The sequence below is a fragment of the Streptomyces sp. CB01201 genome, from assembly GCF_002803085.1.
GTDB classification, from domain to species: Bacteria; Actinomycetota; Actinomycetes; order Streptomycetales; family Streptomycetaceae; genus Streptomyces; species Streptomyces hundungensis.
Genome location: NZ_NNBJ01000028.1, coordinates 53,376 through 76,482 on the forward strand (window position 1 = coordinate 53,376; position 23,107 = coordinate 76,482).

General features: G+C 72.1%; 20 protein-coding genes. 5 read left to right on the forward strand and 15 right to left on the reverse strand.

The window, feature by feature from the left end:
• Positions 1 to 64: 64 nt before the first annotated feature.
• The 3 genes from CG740_RS36605 to CG740_RS36615 all read left to right on the forward strand — a co-directional run bounded on the left by CG740_RS36605 (position 65) and on the right by CG740_RS36615 (position 2,689).
• Positions 65 to 886 (forward strand): nuclease-related domain-containing protein, encoded by an 822-nt coding sequence (locus CG740_RS36605; RefSeq protein ID WP_100579637.1) that lies wholly within the window; start codon positions 65 to 67, stop codon positions 884 to 886.
• A 241-nt stretch (positions 887 to 1,127) separates the two neighbouring features.
• On the forward strand, positions 1,128 to 1,535 hold the full coding sequence (locus CG740_RS36610) for a YciI family protein (protein ID WP_100579638.1): 408 nt from the start codon (positions 1,128 to 1,130) through the stop codon (positions 1,533 to 1,535).
• Positions 1,536 to 1,543: 8 nt separating this feature from the next.
• Positions 1,544 to 2,689, forward strand: coding sequence for an RNA polymerase sigma factor (locus CG740_RS36615; RefSeq protein WP_100579639.1), 1,146 nt, complete (start codon positions 1,544 to 1,546; stop codon positions 2,687 to 2,689).
• A 42-nt stretch (positions 2,690 to 2,731) separates the two neighbouring features.
• Here CG740_RS36615 and CG740_RS36620 read toward each other — a convergent pair whose 3' ends face one another.
• On the reverse strand, positions 2,732 to 3,640 hold the full coding sequence (locus tag CG740_RS36620) for an ATP-dependent DNA ligase (protein ID WP_234376703.1): 909 nt from the start codon (positions 3,638 to 3,640) through the stop codon (positions 2,732 to 2,734).
• Positions 3,637 to 4,521, reverse strand: a complete 885-nt coding sequence (ligD, locus tag CG740_RS36625) for a non-homologous end-joining DNA ligase (protein ID WP_100579640.1) — start codon at positions 4,519 to 4,521, stop codon at positions 3,637 to 3,639. Before ligD ends, CG740_RS36620 begins: the two co-directional genes overlap by 4 nt.
• A gap of 59 nt (positions 4,522 to 4,580) precedes the next feature.
• Here ligD and ku point away from each other — a divergent pair, with 59 nt between their 5' ends.
• A complete protein-coding gene (gene ku, locus CG740_RS36630) occupies positions 4,581 to 5,693 on the forward strand; it encodes a non-homologous end joining protein Ku (RefSeq protein ID WP_100579641.1) in 1,113 nt (370 codons plus the stop codon).
• Positions 5,694 to 5,884: 191 nt separating this feature from the next.
• Complete coding sequence (locus CG740_RS36635) at positions 5,885 to 6,883, forward strand: PP2C family protein-serine/threonine phosphatase (protein ID WP_234376709.1); 999 nt, start codon at positions 5,885 to 5,887, stop codon at positions 6,881 to 6,883.
• Between the two features lie 246 nt (positions 6,884 to 7,129).
• Here CG740_RS36635 and CG740_RS36640 read toward each other — a convergent pair whose 3' ends face one another.
• The 13 genes from CG740_RS36640 to CG740_RS36700 form a co-directional block, all read right to left on the reverse strand.
• Positions 7,130 to 8,557, reverse strand: a complete 1,428-nt coding sequence (locus CG740_RS36640) for a DUF6177 family protein (protein ID WP_100579643.1) — start codon at positions 8,555 to 8,557, stop codon at positions 7,130 to 7,132.
• Complete coding sequence (eccCa, locus tag CG740_RS36645; RefSeq protein WP_100579644.1) at positions 8,554 to 12,558, reverse strand: type VII secretion protein EccCa; 4,005 nt, start codon at positions 12,556 to 12,558, stop codon at positions 8,554 to 8,556. Before eccCa ends, CG740_RS36640 begins: the two co-directional genes overlap by 4 nt.
• Entirely contained in the window at positions 12,555 to 14,132 is a 1,578-nt protein-coding gene (locus CG740_RS41350) for a hypothetical protein (RefSeq protein ID WP_234376704.1), read from the reverse strand. Before CG740_RS41350 ends, eccCa begins: the two co-directional genes overlap by 4 nt.
• Positions 14,133 to 14,162: 30 nt before the next feature.
• Positions 14,163 to 15,527, reverse strand: a complete 1,365-nt coding sequence (gene eccD, locus CG740_RS36655) for a type VII secretion integral membrane protein EccD (RefSeq protein WP_100579645.1) — start codon at positions 15,525 to 15,527, stop codon at positions 14,163 to 14,165.
• A 13-nt stretch (positions 15,528 to 15,540) separates the two neighbouring features.
• Entirely contained in the window at positions 15,541 to 15,873 is a 333-nt protein-coding gene (locus CG740_RS36660) for a hypothetical protein (protein WP_100579646.1), read from the reverse strand.
• A 76-nt stretch (positions 15,874 to 15,949) separates the two neighbouring features.
• Positions 15,950 to 16,813: a pentapeptide repeat-containing protein gene (locus CG740_RS36665; RefSeq protein ID WP_100579647.1), complete on the reverse strand. Its 864-nt coding sequence runs from the start codon at positions 16,811 to 16,813 to the stop codon at positions 15,950 to 15,952.
• 39 nt (positions 16,814 to 16,852) lie between these two features.
• Positions 16,853 to 17,386, reverse strand: a complete 534-nt coding sequence (locus CG740_RS41355; RefSeq protein ID WP_234376705.1) for a hypothetical protein — start codon at positions 17,384 to 17,386, stop codon at positions 16,853 to 16,855.
• Between the two features lie 138 nt (positions 17,387 to 17,524).
• A complete protein-coding gene (locus CG740_RS36675; RefSeq protein WP_100579648.1) occupies positions 17,525 to 17,896 on the reverse strand; it encodes a toxin-antitoxin system YwqK family antitoxin in 372 nt (123 codons plus the stop codon).
• The gene (locus CG740_RS36680; protein ID WP_100579649.1) at positions 17,896 to 20,226 is read right to left on the reverse strand and encodes a YwqJ-related putative deaminase; all 2,331 of its coding nucleotides are present in this window, start codon (positions 20,224 to 20,226) and stop codon (positions 17,896 to 17,898) included. The genes CG740_RS36675 and CG740_RS36680 overlap by 1 nt, the downstream gene beginning before the upstream one ends.
• A complete protein-coding gene (locus CG740_RS36685) occupies positions 20,223 to 20,651 on the reverse strand; it encodes a DUF6507 family protein (RefSeq protein WP_267895444.1) in 429 nt (142 codons plus the stop codon). The genes CG740_RS36680 and CG740_RS36685 overlap by 4 nt, the downstream gene beginning before the upstream one ends.
• Before the next feature lie 181 nt (positions 20,652 to 20,832).
• On the reverse strand, positions 20,833 to 21,144 hold the full coding sequence (locus tag CG740_RS36690; protein ID WP_100578699.1) for a pore-forming ESAT-6 family protein: 312 nt from the start codon (positions 21,142 to 21,144) through the stop codon (positions 20,833 to 20,835).
• 19 nt (positions 21,145 to 21,163) lie between these two features.
• Positions 21,164 to 21,499 (reverse strand): hypothetical protein, encoded by a 336-nt coding sequence (locus tag CG740_RS36695; RefSeq protein ID WP_100578698.1) that lies wholly within the window; start codon positions 21,497 to 21,499, stop codon positions 21,164 to 21,166.
• Between the two features lie 253 nt (positions 21,500 to 21,752).
• Positions 21,753 to 22,517: a MerR family transcriptional regulator gene (locus tag CG740_RS36700; protein ID WP_100579651.1), complete on the reverse strand. Its 765-nt coding sequence runs from the start codon at positions 22,515 to 22,517 to the stop codon at positions 21,753 to 21,755.
• Positions 22,518 to 23,107: the final 590 nt, after the last annotated feature.

Genomic DNA, 23,107 nt, shown 5'->3' on the forward strand with positions numbered 1-23,107 from the left:
CACACGACTTATTGCCCCCACGGCCGTCGGGCTGTTCCCATGGATCGTGGTGGGGTGATGGGGCATGGCAGGACTACGGGTCACACCGGTACACGGGCACGGGCACGGCCGGACGCACGGGCAGGCGCGACTGTACGTCAGCCTCCCGGACGGCCGTGCCGCCGCCTGGTACGACCGGGACACCGGCCGCGTATCGCTGCTGCTCGACGACCGCAGGGCCGAGGTGCTCGCCGCGCTGCGCCCGTACGTCGTGGGCGAGCCGACCGTCGGCCCGCCGCCCGTGCCGACCCGTTCCGATCTGGTCCGGCTCTCCCTGCACCCCGACGACGACCTCGCGCCCAACCGGCCCGGTGAGGCGCTGCTCGGCGACCTGGACCGGCACGCCGGCCCCCGCCGCCTGCGGCCCGATCCCCGCCGCCGAGAGCTGGCCGCGCAACAGCTGGCCGGGGCCGCGCTCGAACGGCTCGAAGGCGCGGGCTGGCGGGTCCTGCACTCGGTGCCGCTGCCCGGCGCGGCAACGATCGACCACCTGCTGGTCGGGCCCGCGGGCGTGTACGCCGTGCGCTCGCTCGACGCCCGGCGGCGTCGGGTGCGGATCGCCGACCCGCTGGTCACGGTGGGCAGGGCCGCTCCGCTGCCGCTCCTGCGGGACGCCCGGCACCGGGCCGAACGCGCCTCCTTCGCTCTGGCGGCGGCGGTGCGGGCGGTGCTGCTCCTGGTGGATGCGGAACGGGTCGAGCGGGGCCCGGCCGTGGCCCCGGACGTGCGCGTCCTGACGGACCGCGACCTCCCTGAGCTGGCCCGCGCCGGCGGCGTGCTCAAGCCCGCCGACGTCGAGTCCCTGTACTGGACGGCCCGGGACCGCAGGACATGGCTGCGCGTGTGAACCGACCCGTTCATCCCGCGGCCCGCGCAAGGCAGCGGCAGAGCTGCCGGGCCGCGCAAGGCACCGACAGGGATGCCGGGCCGCGCAAGGCACCGACAGGGATGCCGGCCCGCGGAATGGCGCCGACGGCGATGCCGGTCGGTAAAAAAGTTCCGACGGCGATGTCGAGAACCCGTGCCCGGCTCCGTCCTCGGAGTGAACGCGGCCAGAATGGGCCGCACCCGCACCGAGGAGAGCCACCATGGCCAAGTACCTGCTCCTGAAGCACTACCGCGGCGCCCCGGCTCCGGTGAACGACGTGCCGATGGCCGAGTGGACGCCGGAGGAGATCTCGGCCCACATCCAGTACATGAACGACTTCGCCGCCCGCCTGGAGAAGACCGGCGAATTCGTCGACAGCCAGGCCCTCGCGCCCGAGGGGACGTTCGTCCGCTACGACGGCGAAGGGCGGCCGCCGGTCACCGACGGCCCGTTCGCCGAGACCAAGGACGTCATCGCGGGCTGGATGGTGATCGACGTCGACAGCTACGAGCGGGCCGTGGAACTGGCCGGGGAGCTGTCGGCCGCGCCCGGCGCCGGCGGCAGGCCGATCCACGAGTGGCTGGAGCTGCGCCCGTTCCTGGGCGCGCACCCCACCGTCACGGAGTGAACTTCCCCGTGGACGAGGCGCTGCTGAGAAGCCTCACCCCCGGAGTGCTCACCGTCCTCGTCCGCCGCGGAGTCGACTTCGCGGCGGCCGAGGACGCGGTGCAGGACGCCCTGGTCGAGGCGGTCCGGGTCTGGCCGGCCGAGCGGCCCCGGGACCCGAAGGGCTGGCTGGTCACCGTCGCCTGGCGCCGCTTCCTCGACGCGACCCGCTCGGACGCGGCCCGGCGCCGGCGCGAGGAGCGGGTCGAGGAGGAGCCGGCCCCCGGGCCCGCGCCCGCGTCGGACGACACCCTCCGGCTGTACTTCCTGTGCGCCCACCCCTCCCTCACTCCGTCGTCGGCGGTCGCGCTCACGCTGCGCGCCGTCGGAGGCCTGACGACGCGTCAGATCGCCCAGGCGTATCTGGTTCCCGAGGCGACCATGGCGCAGCGCATCAGCCGGGCCAAGCGCACGGTCTCCGGCGTGCGGCTCGACCGGGCCGGAGATGTCGCCACCGTGCTGCGCGTCCTCTACCTGGTCTTCAACGAGGGCTACTCCGGCGATGTCGACCTCGCCGCCGAGGCCATCCGCCTCACCCGGCAGCTCAAGGCTGCGATCGACCACCCCGAGGTCGCGGGGCTGCTCGCCCTGATGCTGCTCCACCACGCCCGCCGCGCCGCGCGGACCGCGCCCGACGGCAGCCTGGTGCCGCTCGCCGAGCAGGACCGCGGCACATGGGACACCCGGGCGATCGCCGAGGGCGTGCGGGTGCTCCAACTGGCTCTCGCCCAGGACCGGTTGGGGGAGTACCAGGCGCAGGCCGCGATCGCGGCACTGCACGCCGACGCGCTCAGCGCCGAGGAGACCGACTGGGTGCAGATCGTCGAGTGGTACGACGAGCTGGTGCGTCTGACCGGCAGCCCCGTCGTCCGGCTCAACCGCGCGGTGGCCGTCGGCGAGGCCGACGGGCCGCGCGCGGGCCTCGCGGCGCTCGCGGACCTGGACGCCTCGCTGCCCCGCCACACCGCGGTGGCCGCCCACCTGCACGAGCGGGCCGGCGACCTGGCGACGGCGGCACGTCTGTACGCCGAAGCGGCCCACCGGGCACCGAACCTCGCCGAGCGTGACCACCTCACCCGTCAGGCAGCCCGGCTCAACGCCCGCCGACCGCGCTGACCGACCCGGGCCTGTGCGCCGGGGCCGCCCGCGACGGAGGGCTTACTCCTCGGAGCGTACGCGGACGAAACGAGCGCCCTCCTGGCGTCCGGCCGCCTCGCGCAGCTCCACGGGCAGGGGCTCGGTGAGCATGCGGACCAGCCCGTGGTCGGGGTGGTCCGCCCGCTCGCCCAGGCGGTCACGGATCAGCTCGCCCACCTGCCGGGCCTGGAGCGGGGTCAGACGGGGCGAGGTCTGCACGGTGCGGTCGTCGGGGAGCCGGACGAGCAGGGAGCGCGGACGCTCCGGCGGCCCGAAGACGCCGAGGAGCGCGCCGTCGCGGGTGTCGGAGTGCCGGATCTTGCGCCAGGCCCGGGTACCTCCGGGCCGGTAGGGAGAGTCGAGGGCCTTCGCCACGATCCCCTCGACGCCCACGGACCGCAGGTCCCGGAACCAGGCGTGCGCGGTGTCCTCGTCCAGCGTGGCGAGGACCCGCTGCACGGGCGGCCCGACCTCCCGCAGCGCCGTCCCCAGCAGCTCCCACCGGTCCCGCAGCGGCAGCGCCCGTACGTCCCGGCCGGGGACGGCGAGGATGTCGAAGGCGATGTAGGACACCGGGACGCCCGACCGCTCGCGGTCGCCGTGCGAGCGCAGCAGATCGGTGAAGCTCAGCCGCCCCTCGCGATAGGCGCACAGCTCGCCGTCCAGGACGATTCCGGGCGGCAGGTGATCGCGCAGATGGGCGGCGATCTCCGGGAACTCCCGGGAGAGGTCACGCCGGGAGCGCGACTGGAGGAAGACCCTTCCGCCGTCGAGTACGAAGGCGAGCGCGCGGAACCCGTCGAGCTTGAGCGAGTACTGGAGGCCGCCGGGTGTGCTGCCGGTCCCGGGGATCTCCTCGGCCGGCCGCGGGCGCATGACGTCGACCGGGGGCCGCAGCGCGACCTCTGCCGGGCCCCGGTCGGCGGTCACGGCAGCCGGCCCGCCGCGTCGGGGTCGGCGAGCGGCGCGAGGAGATCGCCGTCCCGGTCCAGGCGGGGCCCGATGTCGCTGATCAGGAACGTCAGATCGCCCGGGGCCGCACAGGCCTCGACCTCCGCCCAGGACACCGGCGCCGACACCGTCGGACGCTCCTTGGCGCGCACGGTGTAGGGCGTCGCGGTGGTCTTGGCGGCGGCGTTCTGACTGAAGTCGACGAACACCTTCCCCGGCCGCAGCGCCTTCGCCATCTTGTGCGTGACCAGGCCCGGAAGAGCCGCCTCGGCCTCCTTGGCCAGCGTCTTCGCGTACGCCGAGACCTGCTCGGAGGGCGTCGGATCGAGGGCCGCGAGGAGATGCAGCCCCTTGGCGCCCGAGGTCTTGGCGTGGGCGGCGAGCCCGTCCGCCGCGAGCCGCTCGCGCAGCCACCGCGCCACCGCGCAGCACTCGACGACGCTCGCGGGCTCGCCCGGGTCGAGGTCGAGCACGAGGCGGTCGGCGAGCGCCGGGGCGCCGGCCCGCCACTGCGGGGTGTGGAACTCGACCACCAGGTTCGCCGCCCACATCAGAGTCGCGAGGTCCGACACCACGACCTGGCGGGCCGCCTTGTCCTCGGAGCGCGGCACCTCGGCCGTCTTCACCCAGGCGGGGGTGCCCGGCGGAGGATTCTTGGTGAAGAAGCGCTGGCCCCCGGGGCCGTCCGGGAAGCGCAGGAACGACACCGGGCGGCCGTCCAGATGGGCCAGGAGCGGGCCCGAGACCGAGGCGCAGTAGTGCAGCAGCTCGCCCTTGGTGGTGCCGGTGGCCGGGTAGAGCACCTTGTCCAGATTCGAGAGGGCGATCCGCCGCCCCTCCACCTCCGTGATCGGCGTCATACGATGAGAGTCCCACGAACCACACCAAACGCACGCCTCGGGGACGAAGAGGAGAAACCGTGCGATCCATCTGGAACGGTGCGATCTCGTTCGGCCTGGTCAACATTCCGATCAAGGTCGTGAACGCCACCGAGAACCACTCGATCTCGTTCCGCCAGATCCACACCGCGGACGGCGGCCGGGTCCGCTACCGCAAGGTGTGCGAGCTGGACGGCGAGGAGCTGAGCCAGGACGAGATCGGCAAGGCGTACGAGGACGCCGACGGCTCGATGATCCCGATCACCGACGCCGACCTGGCCTCGCTGCCGCTGCCCACCGCCAAGACGATCGAGATCGTCGCGTTCGTGGCGGCCGACACGATCGACCCGCTCCAGATGGACGCCGCGTACTACCTCTCCGCCAACGGGGTGCCCGCGGCGAAGCCGTACACGCTGCTGCGCGAGGCCCTCAAGCGCAGCAAGAAGGTGGCGATCGCCAAGTTCGCGCTGCGCGGACGGGAGCGGCTCGGCATGCTGCGGGTGGTCGACGACGTGATCGCGATGCACGGACTGCTCTGGCCGGACGAGATCCGCGCCTCCGGCGAAGCCGCCCCCGAGGCCGACGTGAGCATCCGCGAGGCCGAACTCGACCTGGCGGACGCCCTGATGGACACCCTCGGCGAGGTCGACATGGAGACCCTGCACGACGACTACCGCACCGCCGTCGAGGAGCTGATCGCCGCGAAGGCGGACGGCGCGGTGGCCCCGGCCCCGGAGGCCCCCGCCGCCAAGGGCGGCAAGGTCATCGACCTGATGGCGGCCCTGGAGAACAGCGTCAAGGCCGCGAAGGCCTCGCGCGGCGAGGACGGGGAGACGGGCGCGCAGGGGGACGGTGACGTCGCCGAGGTCACCGAGCTGAGCTCGCGCAAGTCCGGCAGCCGCAAGTCGGCGCCCGCGAAGAGGACGGCGTCGAAAACGGCCGCGAAGTCGACGGCCGCGGCGAAGAAGACCACCGGAACGAAGACCGCACAGGGCAAGAAGAGCACCGCCGCGAAGACCGGCACCGCCAAGGCGCCGGCCAGGAAATCGGCCGCGGCGAGCCCCAAGTCCACCGGCGCGAAGAAGTCCACGGCCACCACGGCCAAGAAGACCGCCGCGAAGAAGACGACCCCCCGGAAGCGGGCCAGCGCCTGACCTTCCCACACCCGGCTCGCGGCCTCGATTCGGTAACGGAAGGGTTGCGGCGGCCTCGGCGTGGCGAAATGGTTGCCCAAGGGTGTGAAAGGGGTGCGGCCATGGTGCGAAGAACCGGGAAGGGCCACACCCGTACCGAAGAGCGGTCCGGCTCCGACCCCGTGGTGCTCTCCCTGCTGCCGTACGCGGTGATGGCGCTGGTCGTCGTGGCCAACCTGATCGCGGGCCCCACGATCGGCCTGCTGCCGCTCGTCGCGCTCGGGCCCGCCTTCGCGGGCCTGGCCGGCGGCTGGCGGCGCACGGTCGTCGTCGGCCTGATCGCGCTGGCCGCCGGGGTGGGGCTCGGGATCTACAGCGAGCTCTTCGAGGAGCGCCGCGGCTTCGCCTCGCTCGCCGCCGTCGCGGGGGTCACCGCGGTGGCCGCCGTCGGCAGCGTGATGCGCCGGCGCCGAGAGGCCGAACTCGCCGGCATGCGTTCCATCGCCGAGGTCGCCCAGCGCGTGCTGCTGCGCCCGGTGCCGCGCAGCGCCGGGCATCTGCGCGCGGCCGTCTCGTACACCTCGGCGGTCGCGGAGGCGCGCATCGGCGGGGACCTGTACGAGGTGGTCTCGGCGCCCGGCGGGGTGCGCGTGATCATCGGGGATGTGCAGGGCAAGGGGCTCGAATCGGTGGAGACGGCGGCGGTGGTGCTCGGCGCGTTCCGCGAGGCCGCGCACGACGAGCCCGACCTCAAGGGCGTGGGCGTACGCATCGAGCGGGCGGCGGGCCGGACCTTGCAGGGCGAGAAGTTCGTCACCGCGATCATCGCTGAGCTGGACCCCGCGAACGGGGCGGTGTTCCTCAACTACGGCCACCCGCCACCCCTGTTGGTGCGCGCGGACGGCTCGGTGTCCTTCCCCGAACCCGCCGAGTACGCCCTCCCGCTCGGCCTCGGCCTCGGCTCAGGCGAGGGCCCCCAGCCCTTCCAGGTCGCCTTCGCCCCCGGCGACCAGCTCCTCCTGTACACCGACGGCGTCACCGAGGCCCGCGACCGCGACGGTGCGTTCTACCCCCTGGGAGCCCGCACCCCGCTCCTCAAGGACCCCGACCCCGAGGCCGCGCTGGAGGCCCTGCGGCGCGACCTCATCCTCCACACGGAGGGGCCGCTGCACGACGACGCGGCGATGCTGCTGCTCCGCCATCGCGAGTGAACTCCCCTACGGGCGGCGACGGGTCCAGTGCGGGTCCGCCTACAGGGGCGCGGGGAACAGCGCGCTCGGCCACCGACGGGCCGCGGTCGACGAACCGCACGCGGGAGCGCGAGCTACCCGCAGGGGGATGTCTGTCCGCAGGTCGTGCTGGGCCGGTCGCGTAGTTCCCCGCGCCCCTTGCGGGCAGGCCGCCCCGCAAGAGCAGGGGGCCGAGGCGGAGCCCGGGGCTGGACCGCGCCGCAGGGGTCAGGTGGCCGCGGCCGAGCCGGCCTCGATGTGGGTCAGGAGGCGCTCAAGCACGGGCCACGCCCCCGCATCCGTACCGTTCCCCAGCACGAAGTGCAGCGCGGGCTCGGCCGCAGGGCCGAGGGGCGTGGGGCGCAGGGCCAGCGGAGGGCGTGAGGCGTGCGCGAGGCCCGCCGCGGGCACCCCCGCCGCACCCAGCGTGTACGACACCGGGATCGGTGGCGCCTCGAAGTGCCCCGGCACCGACAGGTCGCGGCGGCCCCGGCGCAGGGAGACCAGCAGATGGGCGAGCCCGTGCCGGTCGGCCAGGGTCTCCGCCAGCGCCTGCACGGCGTCCAGCGGGGGAGTCTCGGACGCCCCGTACCCGAGGGTGAGCGTGGCGTCCGCGGCCACACCCCGCTCGACCCGGCTCACCCGCAGCCCCGCGAGCGCGGGCCGCGCCGGATCGCCCACCGCGAGCAGGTGCGTCGGGGAGGGCGCCCGGTCGCGGGCGAGGTCGGTCAACTGCCGTGCGGACCAAGGGAGGTTGATGGGTTCGGCGCTACCCCAGCCGGCCGGAGCCGCCCCGGTCAGCGCCTGCCAGGCGGCTTCGAGGGCGCGGCCCAGGACCAGGTTCTCGTCCGCGTCGTGCACCGTGCGGAACGCGACGACCAGCTGCCGCTCCGAGCTGGGTGCGGGCGCGCTGAACGCCTCCGCGGCCACCGCCCGGCCCGCCGCGTCGCGGGCCGGCGCGAACGTACCGTCCTGCCAGCGCAGTACCGCACCCGAAAGCCCGTCGTAGTAACCGCAGTTGGGGTCCTTCACCACCCAGCGGTTGGGCGCGCCCGTCAGGGCCGTACGCAGCGGAAGGCTGAGCCTGACCCCCGGCGGGGTCACGATCTGGAGCGCCCGGCGACTCTCGACCGCCGTACGCAGGACGTGCGAGAGCCAGGCGCTCAGCGCGATGAGCGGCCGGTCGCACATGACCACCGCGGTCGACTCGGTCAGGACGTCCACCGTCGGATGCGCCCCGCCGGCCGCGGGCCGCGCGGTGACCTCCGCGCCCTGCTCGACCGGAACCACCTCGGTGCTCGCCGCGCCGGGCGGCCACGCGGCGCCGCCGAGCAGCGTGGTGAGCCGCCCGGCGACCGACCCGGCGAGCCGTTCCGCCTCGGGCGCCGCCGTGGAGGCCCGCACCTCCGTCCACCAGAACGCGCCCTCGGGAACCGGGACTTGACAGCCCAGGAGCCGCTCGGCCTCCCCCGGCACCTGCACGAGCAGCGGCGCCTCCAGGGACACCAGCGGGCGCCCGTCCGCCGCGCGGAGCTGGACCACCGCCCCGTCGTTGGCGGTGTCGACGGCGAGCCCGGGGCCGCCCGCGTAGAGCCCTGCGAGCAGGGCCCAGGTGTCCGGCATCTTCGGGGTGAGGGCGATGACGTCCTTGGTCACGAGTGCTCTGCTTCTTCCGGCCGGCGGGCGACGGCGGTCTGGACGAGTTGATGGCGGCGGCCGCGGCGCACCAGATACCCGCGGCCCGGCGGCTGCGCGGACGCGTACAGGCCGGGAAACAGCTGGCCCTCGGTGCGGTCGCCGGTCATCACGAGCGCGGCCGTGCCCGTCTCGCGCAGGGTGGTCAGGAACGGCTCGTACAGCGCCCGCGAGGAACCCGCCACGCGCCGGGCCACCACGAAGTGCAGCCCGATGTCCTGCGCGGCGGAGATGTACGGCAGGAACGGCGTCAGCGGCTGTTGCCCGGCCGTGGTGAGGATGTCGTAGTCGTCGACCAGGATGACGATCCGCGGCCCCTCGAACGCGGGCCCGTCCGGCAGCGCGTCATGGTCCGCGCTCTCGTCCGGCAGCCGCTTCTCCAGCTCGGCGGCGATCCCCGAGGCGAGCCCCACGCTGACCTTCGCGTTGTGCGCGTAGCCCCCGCGGTACGGCTCGGGCACCACCCCGCGCAGGCCGCGACGCGGGTCGAACACGGCGAAGACCAGCTCGTCCTCGCTGTAGCGGGCGGTGAACTGCTGGGCGATGAGCTTGAGCAGATTGGTCTTGCCGCACTCGTTGTCGCCCAGGATCAGCAGATGCTGGTCGTGCTCGAACAGATCGAGGAGTACGGGGTCCAGCGCGTCCTGGTCGACCGCGATGGGGATCCGTCGCGGCTCCGCGGCCGGCGAGGGCAGCCCCTGTGCGGGCAGCCGGGTCGGCAACACCCTGACCGGAGAGGCGAGTTCACCGTGCCAGGTGGCCCGCACGGTCCGTGCCGCGTCCTCCAGGGCGGGCCCGAGGTCGGCCGCCGAGGCCACCGAGTCGGTGCGCGGAAGCGCGGCCTGTGCGAACAGTTTGCCGTTGGTCAGGACCCGCCCCGGGGTGTCGACGGCGAGCGTCTCCGACAGCTTGCGGTCGATCGCCGAGTCGGAAGGGTCGTTGAGCCGCAGCTCCAGTTGCGTACCGAACATCGACTGCGTCGCGATCCGTACGTCGTTCCAGCGCAGCATGCCCGCTACGACATGGATGCCGTAGCCGCTGCCGCGCTTGAGCAGGTCGGCCACCGCGTCGTCCAGATCGTCGAACTCGTCGCGCAGCGCCCCGTATCCGTCGATGAGCAGTACCACGTCGGTCGAGCCGAGCTCGGGCAGCCGGCCCTGCGCACGCAGGCCGCGCAGCTCGTCCACCGAGTCGATGCCGTGCTCGCGGAACAGCTCCTCGCGGGCGGCCAGCATGGCCCGCACCTCGGCGACCGTCCGCGCGGCCCGCTCGTGGTCAGCGCGTCCGGCGATCCCGCCGACGTGCGGGAGGCCCGCGAGCGCCGCGAGCCCGCCGCCCACCAGGTCGAGTCCGTACAGCGCGACTTGGGCCGGGGTGTGGGTCAGGGCGAGGGAGAGCGCGAGGGTGCGCAGGAGGGTCGTCTTGCCGGACTGGGGGCCGCCGATGACGGCCACGTGCCCGCCGGCCACCGTCAGATCGAGGGTCCACGGGCCCTGCCACTGTCGGCCCGGATCGTCCAGCACCCCGAGCGGCACCCGCATCGGGCCCGGTACGTGGCTGAGCCGCAGCCCGTGCTCGGACACCCGAAGGGGGCCGGCGGCGGCATCGAGGCTGATGGCCGCGGGCAGCGGCGGCAGCCAGATCCGGCGGACCGGAGCCGCGGCCGTGCGCAGCTGGTCGACCATCGCCGACATGACGGTCGGCCCGGTCTCCCGCTCGCGCATCCGGGGCTCGGGCTCCTCCGGACTCGCCTCTCGAGCAGGGGAGTTGAAGGCCTCGTACGGCAGGATGAGCGGGGTGTCGTCCTGCCGTTCCAGGGCGGCGGGAACCCGGTGGGCACCGGAGACGTACCCCGCCTTGAACCGCTCGTACGTGGAGGTGTCGACCTTCAGGTAGCCGAAGCCGGGCAGCGGCGGCAGATGGAAGGCGTCCGTGGTGTCCAGGACCGTGCGCGACTCGTCGGCGGAGAACGTCCGCAGGCCGAGCCGGTAGGAGAGGTAGGTGTCCAGGCCCTTGAGCTTGCCGCCCTCGATGCGCTGGCTGGAAAGGAGCAGATGGACGCCGATGGAACGCCCGATCCGGCCGATCGACAGGAACAGGTCGATGAAGTCCGGCTTGGCGGTGAGGAGTTCACCGAACTCGTCGATCACCACGAACAGGTGCGGAAGCGGTTCGAGGCCGGGGCGTTCGGCGCGCAGCGCGGCGTAGTGGCCGATGTCGGCAACGTTGCCCGCGTCCTTGAGGACCTGCTGACGCCGCTTGACCTCGCCCGCCAGGCTGGTGTGCACCCGCTCGACGAGACCGGCCTGGTTCTCCAGGTTGGTGATCACCCCGGCCACGTGCGGCAGTTCGGCGAACGGCGCGAAGGTCGCACCGCCCTTGTAGTCGACCAGGACGAGCGCCAGATCCTCCGGCGGATGCCCGGCGACCAGCGCGAGCACCAGGGTGCGCAGGAGCTCCGACTTGCCGGAGCCGGTGGCACCCACGCACAGGCCGTGCGGGCCCATGCCCAGCTCGGACGACTCCTTCAGATCGAGCAGCACCGGCTGGTGCCGGTCGTCGAGACCGATCGGCACCCGCAGGAAGGCGCGCTCGCCGCGCGGCGCCCACAGCCGGTCGATGTCCAGGTCCGCCGGATCGTCGATGCCGAGCAGCGCGGGGAAGTCCACCGGTCCTGTCACCGGGGTGCCGTCGGCCACCGACTCCGCCGAGAGCCGCAGCGGCGCCAGCATCCGCGCGAGGCCCTCGGCGCCGGCCGGGCTCACCTCGTCGGACAGCCCGTACGACACCGGCGGCACCGGGTTCGACGGATCGCGCAGGTCCTCGACCGTGACGCTGTCGCCGTCCACGCTGATCCGTACGCCGACGTGATCCGGCTCGTCCACCTGCCGCTCCAGCAGATGCAGCACCGTCACACCCATGTCGGAGAGCCCAACTGCCGCGTCAGGCCTGGGCAGTTCCTCGGCGGGAGACCCGTACGCGTCGCTCACCACGAGCAGCCGGTCGATCATCGTCAGGGCGTTGCGGTCCGACAGACCCCGGCGCACCTCCGCCGCGTACGAGGCGCGGCGGCGCAGGTCCGAGCGCATCAGACGGGCCAGCTGCGGCATGCTCGGCGCGATCCGGCGTGCGGCCACCGGGCCGTCGCTCTCCAGCGCGTCCAGGACGTGCGGCAGCCACTTCGCCCACTCCCAGTCGGCCGGCGGATCACCCGGCACGCCGAGCGCGATCGCCAGATCGTCGGGGGCGTGCGTGACGGCCGCCTGCACGAGCAGCCCCCGCGCGACCCGCAGCACGCCCGCACGGTCGCCGACCACGCTCACGTCAGCGGCCCGGTCGAGCGGCACCGTCAACGGCGACTCGGTCGCCGTCGCGTACCGGGCCACGAGCGCCCGCGCCTCGTTCAGCATGAACGGATCCGGCGGCGTGAGCACGCCCTGCGCGCTGTTCTGCCCGATCGACAGATCCTGCGTCGGTACGGTACCGGTGCCCACCCGCACCCGCAGGAAGTCGTCGTCACCCCGCCGGCGCTCCCACAGCCGCGCCGGATCCCGCAGGATGTCGTACAGGGCCTCCGGCGGCGGATCGAGCAGCCGGGCAAGCTGCCTCGACTCCCGCTCCACGGCGCCGAGTTCCTCGCGCTGCTCCTCCAGATACTCCAGATAGCGCTCGCGCTGGGTGCGCCGGGTGCGCTGCGCCTTGCCCCGCTGGGACAGGAACAGCGCGACCGCGCCGAGCAGCGCCACGACCAGGACGATGGCACCGAGCCCCGCGAACTGGCTGTTGCGGATCACCGTCATCATGATGACCGAGCTCATCACGCCGGCCATGGGCAGCAGCGCGGTCGCGGCCGTGCCGGTCTTGCCCTCGGGCAGGTTCGGCGGCGGTTCGATGGCGCGCGGCGCGGCCGGTGCGGACGGCCGGGTCGAGCGGGCCGGGCGGTGGACCTGGTGCAGCGTCATCGCGCCCTCACCGCCCGCTCCATCGCCTCGGCGGCCAGCGCGACGGCGGCCCGCCGGGTCGCCCGGCCGAGCAGTGCGGTCTGGATGGGGCCTCCCTGGGCCAGATGCCGGTCGTAGGGGACCGGGACCACGCCGACGCCCGCCTCTCGCAGATGCGCGGTGGCGGTCTTCAAGTCCAGTGTCATATCGGGTGAGTTGGCGGTGAGCGCCACTACGGTCGTGGCGAGCGCCGCGTGCGGGAGCTGGGCCAGCCAGTCGAGCACGAGCCGGGTGCCGCCGACGCCCTCCGCGGTCATCGGCGCGACCACCACCCGGGCGTGCGCGGTGTCCATCGCGGTACGGGCCACCTCGCCGGGCAGCGTCTCGCAGTCGACCACGCTCACCGCGAAGTAGCGCCGCAGGGCGAGCGTCACCGTCCGGTACGTGCGCATGCTCAGGGGTGCGCCGAGGCGGCCCTGGCTCGCGGGCAGCAGCCAGCCGCCGTCCGCGATCGGCACGAGATAGCCGGTGACGTCGGTCAGTTGCATCGCCGGGGTGAGGATGTGCGCGAGGTCGACGCAGGACCAGCGCACCGACTCGGCGCCGAGCCGCACCGGCAGGGTGCCGAGCGCCCCGTCCGCCTCCAGGGCGAGCACGGGATCGTGCCGGTAGTGGTTGAAGCTCCGGGCGAGCAGCGCGGCGACGGTGGTCTTGCCGCCCCCGCCCCGGATCGAGGTGACCGCGATGACCCGCCCGGTCGTGACGGGCTGCTGCAACTCCCGCCCGATCCGCGTCTCCTCGGCGACGTCCTGCGCGGCGGAGGCGCCGAGCTTGCGCACCGACCGCCCGGCCCGCTTGGTCACCGAGTCCCCGTGCACGGGCTTCCCGAGCGCCACGGCGAGCCGGGGGTCGACGGTGGGCACGGACTCGGGGGTGGGCATCGGCACGGCGGCGTCGCGCCCGCCGGGAACGCGGAGTTCGGGGAGGGTCGCGGGACGCGCCCCGGCCGGAGGGGCGGGCACCGGCCCGTGCCCGGGCGAACGGTCCGGGACAGCGCCGGACCTGTCGTCGGGAGCGCCGGAGTCGCGCTGGGCCGCGGCCCGCGCGGCCGCGATGGCGTCGAGGGCTCCGGCGGCGTCGAGGGCGCCGGCCGCGTCGAGGTGCGGGGGTTGCGCGTAGGGCGCGGCGGCGCCGGACTCCGCGGACCGGGGGTGCCGGACGGCCGGAGCCGGCTGCGGGTTCGCGGGGCGGTGGCCGGAGGCGCCGGGCTGTCGCGAGGGCGGGGTGCGGCCGGGGCCGCCACGGTCCGTCCCCGAGGCGTCAACACCCGCCGGGGACAGCGGAGTTCCCGGATCGCGGGGGTCAAAGCTGCGGGCGGGCTCGGCCCGGGGTATCCGGAAGGTGCCTTCCGCGGCGCCCGGATACCGCCGCGCGTCGGGCGTCCGGGCGCCTTCCGCGTCCGGCCGTGGGACGGGTCCAGCCGGGGGCGTGGCGCCGTCGCCCGGGTCCGCACCCGGGGGCGCTGCCGACGCCGAGCCGTTCCCGCCCAGCTCGCGCAGCACATCGCGCTGCCAGTCCTCGCCGCCCACAGCCATATCCCGACCTCTACGCATACCTACGCGTACCTACGCGAACGTGCCGAGCAGTCGCCCGTACACGCCGAACACCCCGAGCACCAGCGGGAACAGCGCGATCACGCCGACCGATTCCAGCGCGTCGCCGAACCGGCGCAGCCGGACCCGTACATGGTCCGGGGGCTGAATCACGAGCACCGCGACGGGGGCCAGCGCGAGCACCACGAGCAGGGCCAGCGGACCGGCCGTGCCACTGCGCTCCCACCACACCCAGACAAGACGCCCGGCCACCGCGGCGGCCGCCGCGAACAGGCCCACGACCTCCGGGACCAGCGGATAGGCCCGCGCGCGCAGGGCGAGCACCATGGCGACGACCGAGGCGAGCGGAACCGTCCACACCGTCGGCGTGCGCAGCACCAGCGTCCCGGCGACCGCCGCGCAGCCGGCCACGACGACCGTCGCGAGGGCGAGCCCGCGATGGGTGGCCGCCAGCGCGGTCGACACCTGATAGCGGCTGACGGAAGCGCCGCCGGAGCGCCGGTCGTCCAGGCCGGAGAGCCCGGACGCCATCAGCGCGAGACGCGGCAGCATCCCGAGCACAAGGGCCGATACGACCACCACGATCGCCCCGGCCCGCGCCTGCCCGGCCGCGGTACCGGCGCCGGACTGCAGCGCGATCACGGCTTCCCAGCAGATTCCGCCCCCGACCACCGCACCGGCACCGATGAGCCCGCCACGGCCGAGCGGCGAGAACAGCCCGAGGAGCAGCAGGGCCGCCGCGAGGGCGGCGCCGACCGCGCCGAGCCGAGCCCCGCCCGACCAGCCGTACGCGTCGGCCAGCGTCCACGCCCCGAGCACGCCGAGCGCCCCGGCCGTGACGATCAGCGTGGTCGCGGGACCGCGCTGCCCGGCCCGGCCGAGCACCGCCCCCGCGACCGCACCCGCCCCGGCCACGGCGAGCAGCACCGCGCCGACCGAGGACAGCGTGAACTCGTCGCGCGCGAGCGCCCCGGCGGCGAGCGCCCAGCCGAGCGTCGCGAGCCCCGCGACCGCGCGCCGGGCGGACGGCCGCCAGCGCCAGGCCCGTACATCGAGATCGTCCGCGGCCTCGTCGGTGACGTCGTGCACGACGGGCGCCGACGGCGCGTCCTCGACCCGCACGAGCCGCAGCACCGCGCCGTCGGGTACGCCCGCCGAGGCCAGCGTCGAGTCCTGCGCCAGCACCGACCCGTCGGCCGTCGTCAGATGCCGCAGCATCGGCCGGCTTCCGGGAGCGTCTCCGAGCAGCCGCATGACTTCCGGCAGCAACAGCCCCATGGGCTCGTCGGACGGCAGAACGAGATCGACCCGACGCTGCTCACCGACCAGAGTGACCCGGCTCAATGCCGTACGGCTCACCGATCCCGTAGCTATCACGTGCGCGAACCTATCATCGGGCCGAAGACTTCACGGCGGGCGAAGAAGCGGGCGAAGAAGCGGGTGGAGAACCCGGCGGAGAGGACATCGAAGAGGGCATGGACGTCGGCTGGACCGAAGTCCCGTACGGACTCTTGCCGATGAGTTTGTGCGAAATGAACGACCAGCCCACGCAGCCCGCGCAGAGCACCGCGGCAATCACGATTCCGGCAAAAAGCTTCCCGAGTCGTTCGTCGACCGACCGCCGCCCGCGCTGCCCCCCGAAGAGAAGGGCATCGCGAAGCCGCCGGCGCCGTACCGAAACCGACTCCAGCAATTGGCTGTCGTAGTCCTGCGCCGCAGTCATGCGCGAACGATCTCCTTCGGCTGCTATTCATTCGTCCCGGCGGTTCCGGCGCGGACCGCTCCGACACCGCCGGCTGTCACGGCTGCTCGCCGATCTTCGCGGTGACGGCCGCGACGAACGCGTCCACCTCCGCCTCGGTGATCTCCACGTGGTCCACCTCGTTGTGACCCAGTTCGTAGAGCCGGAGGTATTCGGTGGCCTCCCAGCGGAGGTTGTGGGTGAACGCCTCGTCGTAGGAGACCCCGTCGAGGAAGCGCCGCCGGACCACCCCGCGCGGGCTGCTGCGCGGACAGCCCTCGCCGATTTTCGCGTAGTACGTGATGTCCCGGGCGTCCGGATCGATTACGCGCACATCGGCGCCCCGGCCGTTGAGCCACAACTCCATGGCCCGGCCGCCGACTTCGTCGCGCCGACCGTCGCGCTCCACGGTCATCGGCCCGTACACCGAGCCCGACAGGCCCTGGACGACGGTGTGCTTGTCGACCACCGTGCCGAACGACGTCTCCTTCAGCGAGGCCCTGGTGAGGTCCGCGCCCTGGAGCAGGGTGCCGAGCAGCGCCGCGCCGTGCAACCGGGCGCCGCGCAGCGAGGCCTGCCGGGCATCGGTGTCGGACAGTTCCGCACTGCCCAGGTCCGCGCCGTCCAACTTCGTGTGCCGCAGGGACGCGTCGTCCAGGACGGCCTTCACCAGACTGGCCCCCGTCAGGTCGGCGCCGTCCAGCACCGCGCCCTCCAGGTGGGCCCGGCAGAAGTCGGCGCCCACGAGCACGGCGCCCCGGAGCACGGTCCCGCCCAGCATGCCGCCGCCCAGATCCGCGCCGGCCAGCTCCGCGCCGCCCAGCTCCGCGGCGCTCAGATCGAGCACCGCGGCAGCACCCGCCACCCCCGGACGCGCGCCCGAACCGGGCGTGGCCCCCGGGGCCGTCGCTGAGCTGTTCATGTGGCTCCCTGCGTGCGGAACTTGGACGGTTGATTCTTTCTATTCCGGCGGCGTGGGCTGCTCGGAGCCGCCTTCGAAAAGGTATGCGTAGACCCCTTGGAGGTACTCGTACAGCACGTCCGGGTCGGAGAATTCGATATGAGTAAGACGCTCGTATTCGGCAACTGTGAGGGTCTTTTCGCGCAGCAGCTCACCCAGTCCGGCCTGCACCTTTTCCACGAAGTCTGCATTGAAGGCCAGCAAGGTGGGGCGAAGATGGCCGCTGGTGTCGTACGCCTGCTCCAGCTGCAGATACGTCGCGATGAACTTTTGCAGTTGGTCATTCACGAGGGCTCCATAGTAGCCGGACAGGCGCTCGCGTCTCTCCGCACCGAGCACTGATGGATAGCCGTGGGGGCCCGGGAGACGCTCCCCTGCCCGTGCGATCTGGTCGCGGAAGTACTTGTCGGCCCGGACCATGCCCTCGGGGTTGTTCGGCCCGTAGACCACCGGCGCCCCACAGGAGTTGTGAAGGACTGTTCCCAGGCACGCCTTCAGCGCCTTGATGCGCTCACCGACGGCCTGGGGATCCAATGACGGGTGCCCCTCGGAACCTGCCGTCGGGCCGTTTCCGCCATCACTTCCCTCGTCTCCTTCGTAAGTACCGCGGCCCGATGAGTTGGTACGCGGTGTGCCGGGGTCCGAGGGATGAGTCACTTCTGCGTCAGTTCCTCAGTCGTTATCGAGTCGCCAGCTGCGTGTCGGCTGTCCGTTCTCGTCCCATGTGAATTCTTCAAGAAGGGTCAGGCCGTCGTCGCCGAACAGCTTTCGTGAGGCGAGCACTCCGTTGGCGTGCCACTCCTTGAACTCTCCATGGGGCAAGCCCTCTCGCAGTTGGCCCTCTGACCGTGGGGAGCCGTCCGGGTACCACTCGCGCGACAAGCCATCCTGGACACCGTCCGTGTAGTTGTCCAGGCTCACCATGGCGCCTGCCATGTATTCCGCTGCCTCTCCAGTGAACAACTCGCCCTGGTAGAGCAGGCGCTGAGCATCGTCCATGTCCACTTCAGCGCTGTCGATATCGATTCGTCGTGTCGCACTCATCAAGGGATCCAGTTTTCTTCGCTCGGGGGGAATCCTGTGAAGCGCCCGTGGCTGCTGGGTACTCCCTGAAGCATATGATTGCAGTTTGCGCAGAACGGAGCAGATCGTCCGGTCAGTCCTGTTTCCTTGTTGGGAAGGTAGGGGAACTCCACGGACGCTCTCAATTCGGCGAGCGCCGACTCCCCGTCCGGCAGCCCCAGCGCTGTGCGCTGCTTGAGCAGTTCGTTGGCCGCCTTTACCTCGGCGTGCCCCAGAGGGTGGTCCTTGTGGGGTGGCGGGTCACCGATGGACTCGTAGCGGGCTGCGAGTGTGGGGTGCAGTTCGTCGTGCGGGATGACGTCGTCGGCCTTGCCGTTGATTCCCTCGAAGATCCGGCCCGTGCGCAGGTCGATCACTGCCCCGACACACGCGCCCGTCTGCTTGCGCGAGAACGTGCCGGCCTCCTTCGCCTCGCGGTATGCCGCGGCGCGATCGCGTGCGAGGTCGTCCAGGTAGTCGCCCACTGGGCGGCCGTCGACTTCGGTGATGAGGTGATTGGCTACAGAGGTCCGTGAATCGTCCAGCTGGGCCAGGAGCTTGGTACCGGGGCCGGGGGGAGGCGGGCTGATGTCGCCGCTGCCACTTGGTACGTCGTGCGAGCCGCCGCCGGAATGCCCGTCCGAGTGATGCGGCCGGCCGCCGCCGTGCTCGGTGGATGAGGGGCTGTGGCTCTCGGGGTGCGCGACGCCTGGCTCGGGCGGACCCCCGTGATGAGCAGAGTCGGTGGCATGTGATCCGGAGTGCTGGGAGAGGGATCCGCCGCCCGGAGAGTGGGAGGCCTCGGGGCCGTGAGCGTGCGCCGTGCCGCCCGGGGTGTGGCCGACCGTGCCGCCCGGGGCGCCGGGGCCCGAGGCTGCCGGGTGGTCCCCGACGTGGCCCGCGCGGTCTCCCGCGCCGACCAGCGCCGGCTCCTTGGCGCCCGTCGGGACGGTTTCGCCGACGTGGGGGAGGGAGCTCTTGAGGCGGGCGATGTCGTCGGCGCTCAGCTCGACGTGGGCGGGGGCCACGGTGCCGTCCGGTTTGTAGACCTGGCCGTCGTCGAGATTGAGGCGGCTGCCGCCGGGCCATTCGATGTAGTTGCCCTTGACGACGGGCAGGTCGGCGTTCTTCGCGTAGGTGCCGTCGATGTTGAACTTGCCGCCGCCCGCGAGGATGTCGGCGTAGCGGCCGGTGGTGATGTTCTTGAGGTTGCCGAAGAGGTCGCCGACCTTGATGACGCCGAATTTGCTGGCCTTGGCGACGTAGGTCATGGGGTCGACGACTTTGGCTACCTTGCCGGTGACGGAGAGGACCTTGGCGACGGCGCCGCCCTTGGCGGCGCTGCCGGCGCCGCCGGTGAAGACGGTGGTCAGGACGTTGAAGGTGACGCCGCCCGCGGCCCGGGCGGGATTCTTGCCCCACTCGTCCCAGGCGACCAGGGCCTTGCCGGTCTCCTGCATCGCGGTACGCGAGTCCCGCAGCCAGGAGGGGAGGTCCTTGTCGGGGACGGTCCAGAAGAGGCCGCCGAGGGGGGTGCCGGTGATGACGAGGCCGGTGGCGAGTTTGGCGAGGCCGGTCCACGCCTGGCCGGCCTTGTCCCAGCCGTCGGTGCCGACGAGGGTGCCGAGGCCCTTGATGGTGCCCCAGATGCCGTCGACGATGAACCCGTCCCAGACGAACGACTTGGTCTGTTCCCAGAGCCAGCGCAGGCCGGTGTACTCGCGTTCGGCGTGGCCGCCCCAGGGGGTTTCCTCGGCGTGAGTCAGGGCGTCGGCGGAGTACCCGTACATGCCGGGCTGGTGGCTGCCGTCGTCGACGCTGAGCTTGCTGCCGTGGACGAGGGCGGTGATGGCGTCGTGACAGGTGCGTTCGGCGTCGGTGAACGCGGCGACGGTGGCGGCGACGTCGTTCATCAGCCGCTCGTTGTGGTCGATCTTCTTCTGGTCGCGCCGCCAGTGGTCGTCGCCCGCGATGCTGTCGGTGAACGCGAAGGCCTCGGTGCGCAGACTCTTCAACTTGTCTACCAGCGGCTTGACTTGGGCTTCGTAGGTGGTGAGGGCGGTGGCTGCTTTTTCGAGCCCGTCGGCGAAGTCGTCCGCCTTGGTCTTGACGGGCAGGGTCGTCGCGAACAGCTGGTCGGCCTCGGGCGCCCGGTAGCAGGCGGAAAGCCCCTGGAACTCCTTGTGGACACTGGAGCCACCGTCGCGGAACTCACCGGCTTGCCTGGTGAGGGCGGCGGCGTCCCTGCCGAGCTGTTCCAGGTCGCCGGTGAAGACCGGAATGCCGGCGGGCTCGATGACGTCCTTGCTCATGTGCCGCCCCCGGGCTTGTCGGCGGGCGGCTGGGGGACCGGTTTGCCGTCCGGCCCGAGCTCCTGGCCCTGGTCGTTGACGACGGGGTCCTTGACGGCCTGCTTCTGCTTGTTCGCGGCCATGTCCAGGTCACCCTTGACGTACTCCGTCGTCGCGTCGTAGGCGCCGTTCAGCGAATGCTCGGTGCGCACGGCGATATAGCCCAGCTCCTGCGCCTTGTGCTGCATGAACTCGCCGAGTGCGCCGCCGACGGGGCCCATGGGGGCCTCGCCGCAGTAGGGGCCGGAGATCGTCCCCGCGCTGGTCGCGGCCGACTTCAGGCTCTCCTGCATGGCTGTTCCGGCCTTCGACATGCTCTCGGCCGCCGTCGCCGTCTTCTTCAACACACCGGAAACACCTGCCGGTTTGATGTCCCAAGCCGACACGAAAAACTTCCCCCGTTCGCTGCCTGCTGCTCAACTGCCTTGCGCGTGCCGCGCGATGACGGCCGACAGCCCTGTCGTCCAGTCCAGTCGGCCCCCGCGGCACGAGCGGTACGTGTGCCGTACCTACGGGCCTGCCCGCGCCCTGCCCGTGTCGTACCCGCGTCCCTACGTCCGTGTCGTCTCAGCCGATGGCGTCGACGGCGGATTTGGCCTTGGAGAGGGTGGAGTGGGCGGTGCCGTCGTTGAGTTCGAGGGTTCCCCGCACGAGCCGGATGATCTCGCGGACCTCGGTGGCGGCCTTGTTCCAGCGCAGTTCCTTGCCGTGGTACTCGTCGGAGACGCCGTCGGCGGTGAACTCGGCCATGGCGGCCTTCACGGCGCGGTCGCGGTCGTTGAGTACGCGCTCCAGGTGGCCGACGATGCCGGCCAGGCCGCCCTGCACTTCGGTGGAGGCTCCGGTGTCGTAGCTGAGCCGGTCCTGGTTGTGACCCATGTTCCTGATCCCCCGGTGGTCAGCGGCGTGCGCCGAAGCGGGCCGCGTCGAAGTTGGCCGCCGACATGTTCTTGTGGGCGTTGGACTCCTGCTCGTGGTCACCGGCGTTGAACGCGGTGTCCATGCCGGACTGTCCGCCCAGAATGTCCTGGAGCGAACCGTTCAGGTCGTTGGTGATCTCGTCGGCATGCGCCTTGAACGAGTCGAACGCGGCCTTCCCGGACCCGTTGAACTTCCCCTCCAGCGGATCCGCCGCCGCGATCAACTGCCGGATCAGCGACCCCAGATCGGAGCTCGACCCTTCCGTGCTCTTCCCCAGATCGGACAGAGTCGTGGACCCCATGTCGAACTTCATGCACACACCCCCGTAAGCGATGCAAACAACGAACAGCGCACCCGCAACGTGGTGCGCAGTCCATGTCTACCCAATGCAGATTGCACGCGCAACGCACGTTCGAGCCGCCCGGCCCCGTCGAAATCCCAGGTTGCCCAGGTACCGGACCGGCTCACGGAGAACTGGCGCCGGGAACGGTTACGAAGCTGCGACAGCGGAACGTCGCACGATGACGCCAGGAGTCTGCAAGCCTCGGCGCGGTGCTCGGGTCAGGTCAGGTGAGCCTGGCATCGGCGTACGCGAGCATCGCGTCTCGCAGATACTCGGCCAGGCCGTCGGCGACCTTGTCGTAATTGGCGCGCATCTGCGGCTCCTCGACGTAGGTCTGCCCCAGACCCTTGTACGCGACCGCGTTCGGTGTCCAGAACCGGCAGACACCCCGGTAGTGGTCGTCGATCTCCGCCTGGACCGCAGGGGCGTCGACGGGAGTGCCGGCCACCATGAACTCCGCGATACGGATCATCTGCGCCGTCACTTCGCGCTGCCACCGCTCGGTGTCCTCGGCGGTCATCGCGTCGACGGCCTGCCGGGACTGCTCCCACGCCTTCGGCCACCGCTCGCGCACCTTCGCGTTCTCCTCGGCCGACGGCTCGAAACCGTCAAACAGGTTCTCCGGCCGATCGATCTTCGTCATGCCGTCGCTCTCCTCTGCTTCTTCCAGTTCGGCGATGGTGCGGCCGACCGTGCGCGCCAAGGTGCCGAGCCGGTCCCGTTCCGCGAGCAGCCTCTGGTGGTGTTCACGGAGTACGGCCACACGGTCGACCTGGCTGTCGAGCACCGCCCGGATCTCGCGCAGGCCGAGGTCGAGCTCGCGCATCAGCAGGATCTGTTGCAGCCGCAGCAGATCGCCCTCCTCGTAATGGCGGTGCCCGTTGCTCCCGATCCAGGCGGGCGGCAGCAGGCCGATCTCGTCGTAGTGCCGCAGGGTCCGGGACGTCACTCCGGACATCCGGGCCACATCCGCGATCGACCAGGCCATGGCCACGCCTCCCATCGCCGGGCCGGAGTCCGTCTCCGGCCACACCGAGGACGGTAGGAGTTGACGCAACGGAAGCCGCAAGCCGCAGGCGCGCGCCGGTGAGCGCTTTGGCTCGGCACGGTGGGCTCCGCTTGGCTCGACCCGATCTCGCTGGGCTCGCGGGGGCTCTCGGCGAGGGGATCCCCGGCATCGCAGAAGCGGGGGGAGGGGGCGGACGCAGACCCCCTGGAACCTCGTGTAATGTTCTCCGAGTTGTCGCGCAGCCGGGATGGTTCCGCGCCGACCGTCCGCCGCAGATTCTGCGGCACTCCCAACTCAGCACGACCCCCGACCGGGGTGAATTCGGCATGCCTAATTCCATTCGGTCGGACCGGTGCCTCGATTACGAATCACCGGAAGGATCGGCTAGAGTTCGGAACGTCGGAACGGCCCAACAGCCGGGAAGACAACCCGATTTCGACCGGGAATCAGGCCCGAAAAGATCTGATAGAGTCGGAGCCGCCGGAAAGGGAAAGCCCGAGAGGGAAAACCTGAAAGGCACCGAGGAAATCGGACACGAAAGAGTCTGATAGAGTCGGGAACACGAAATA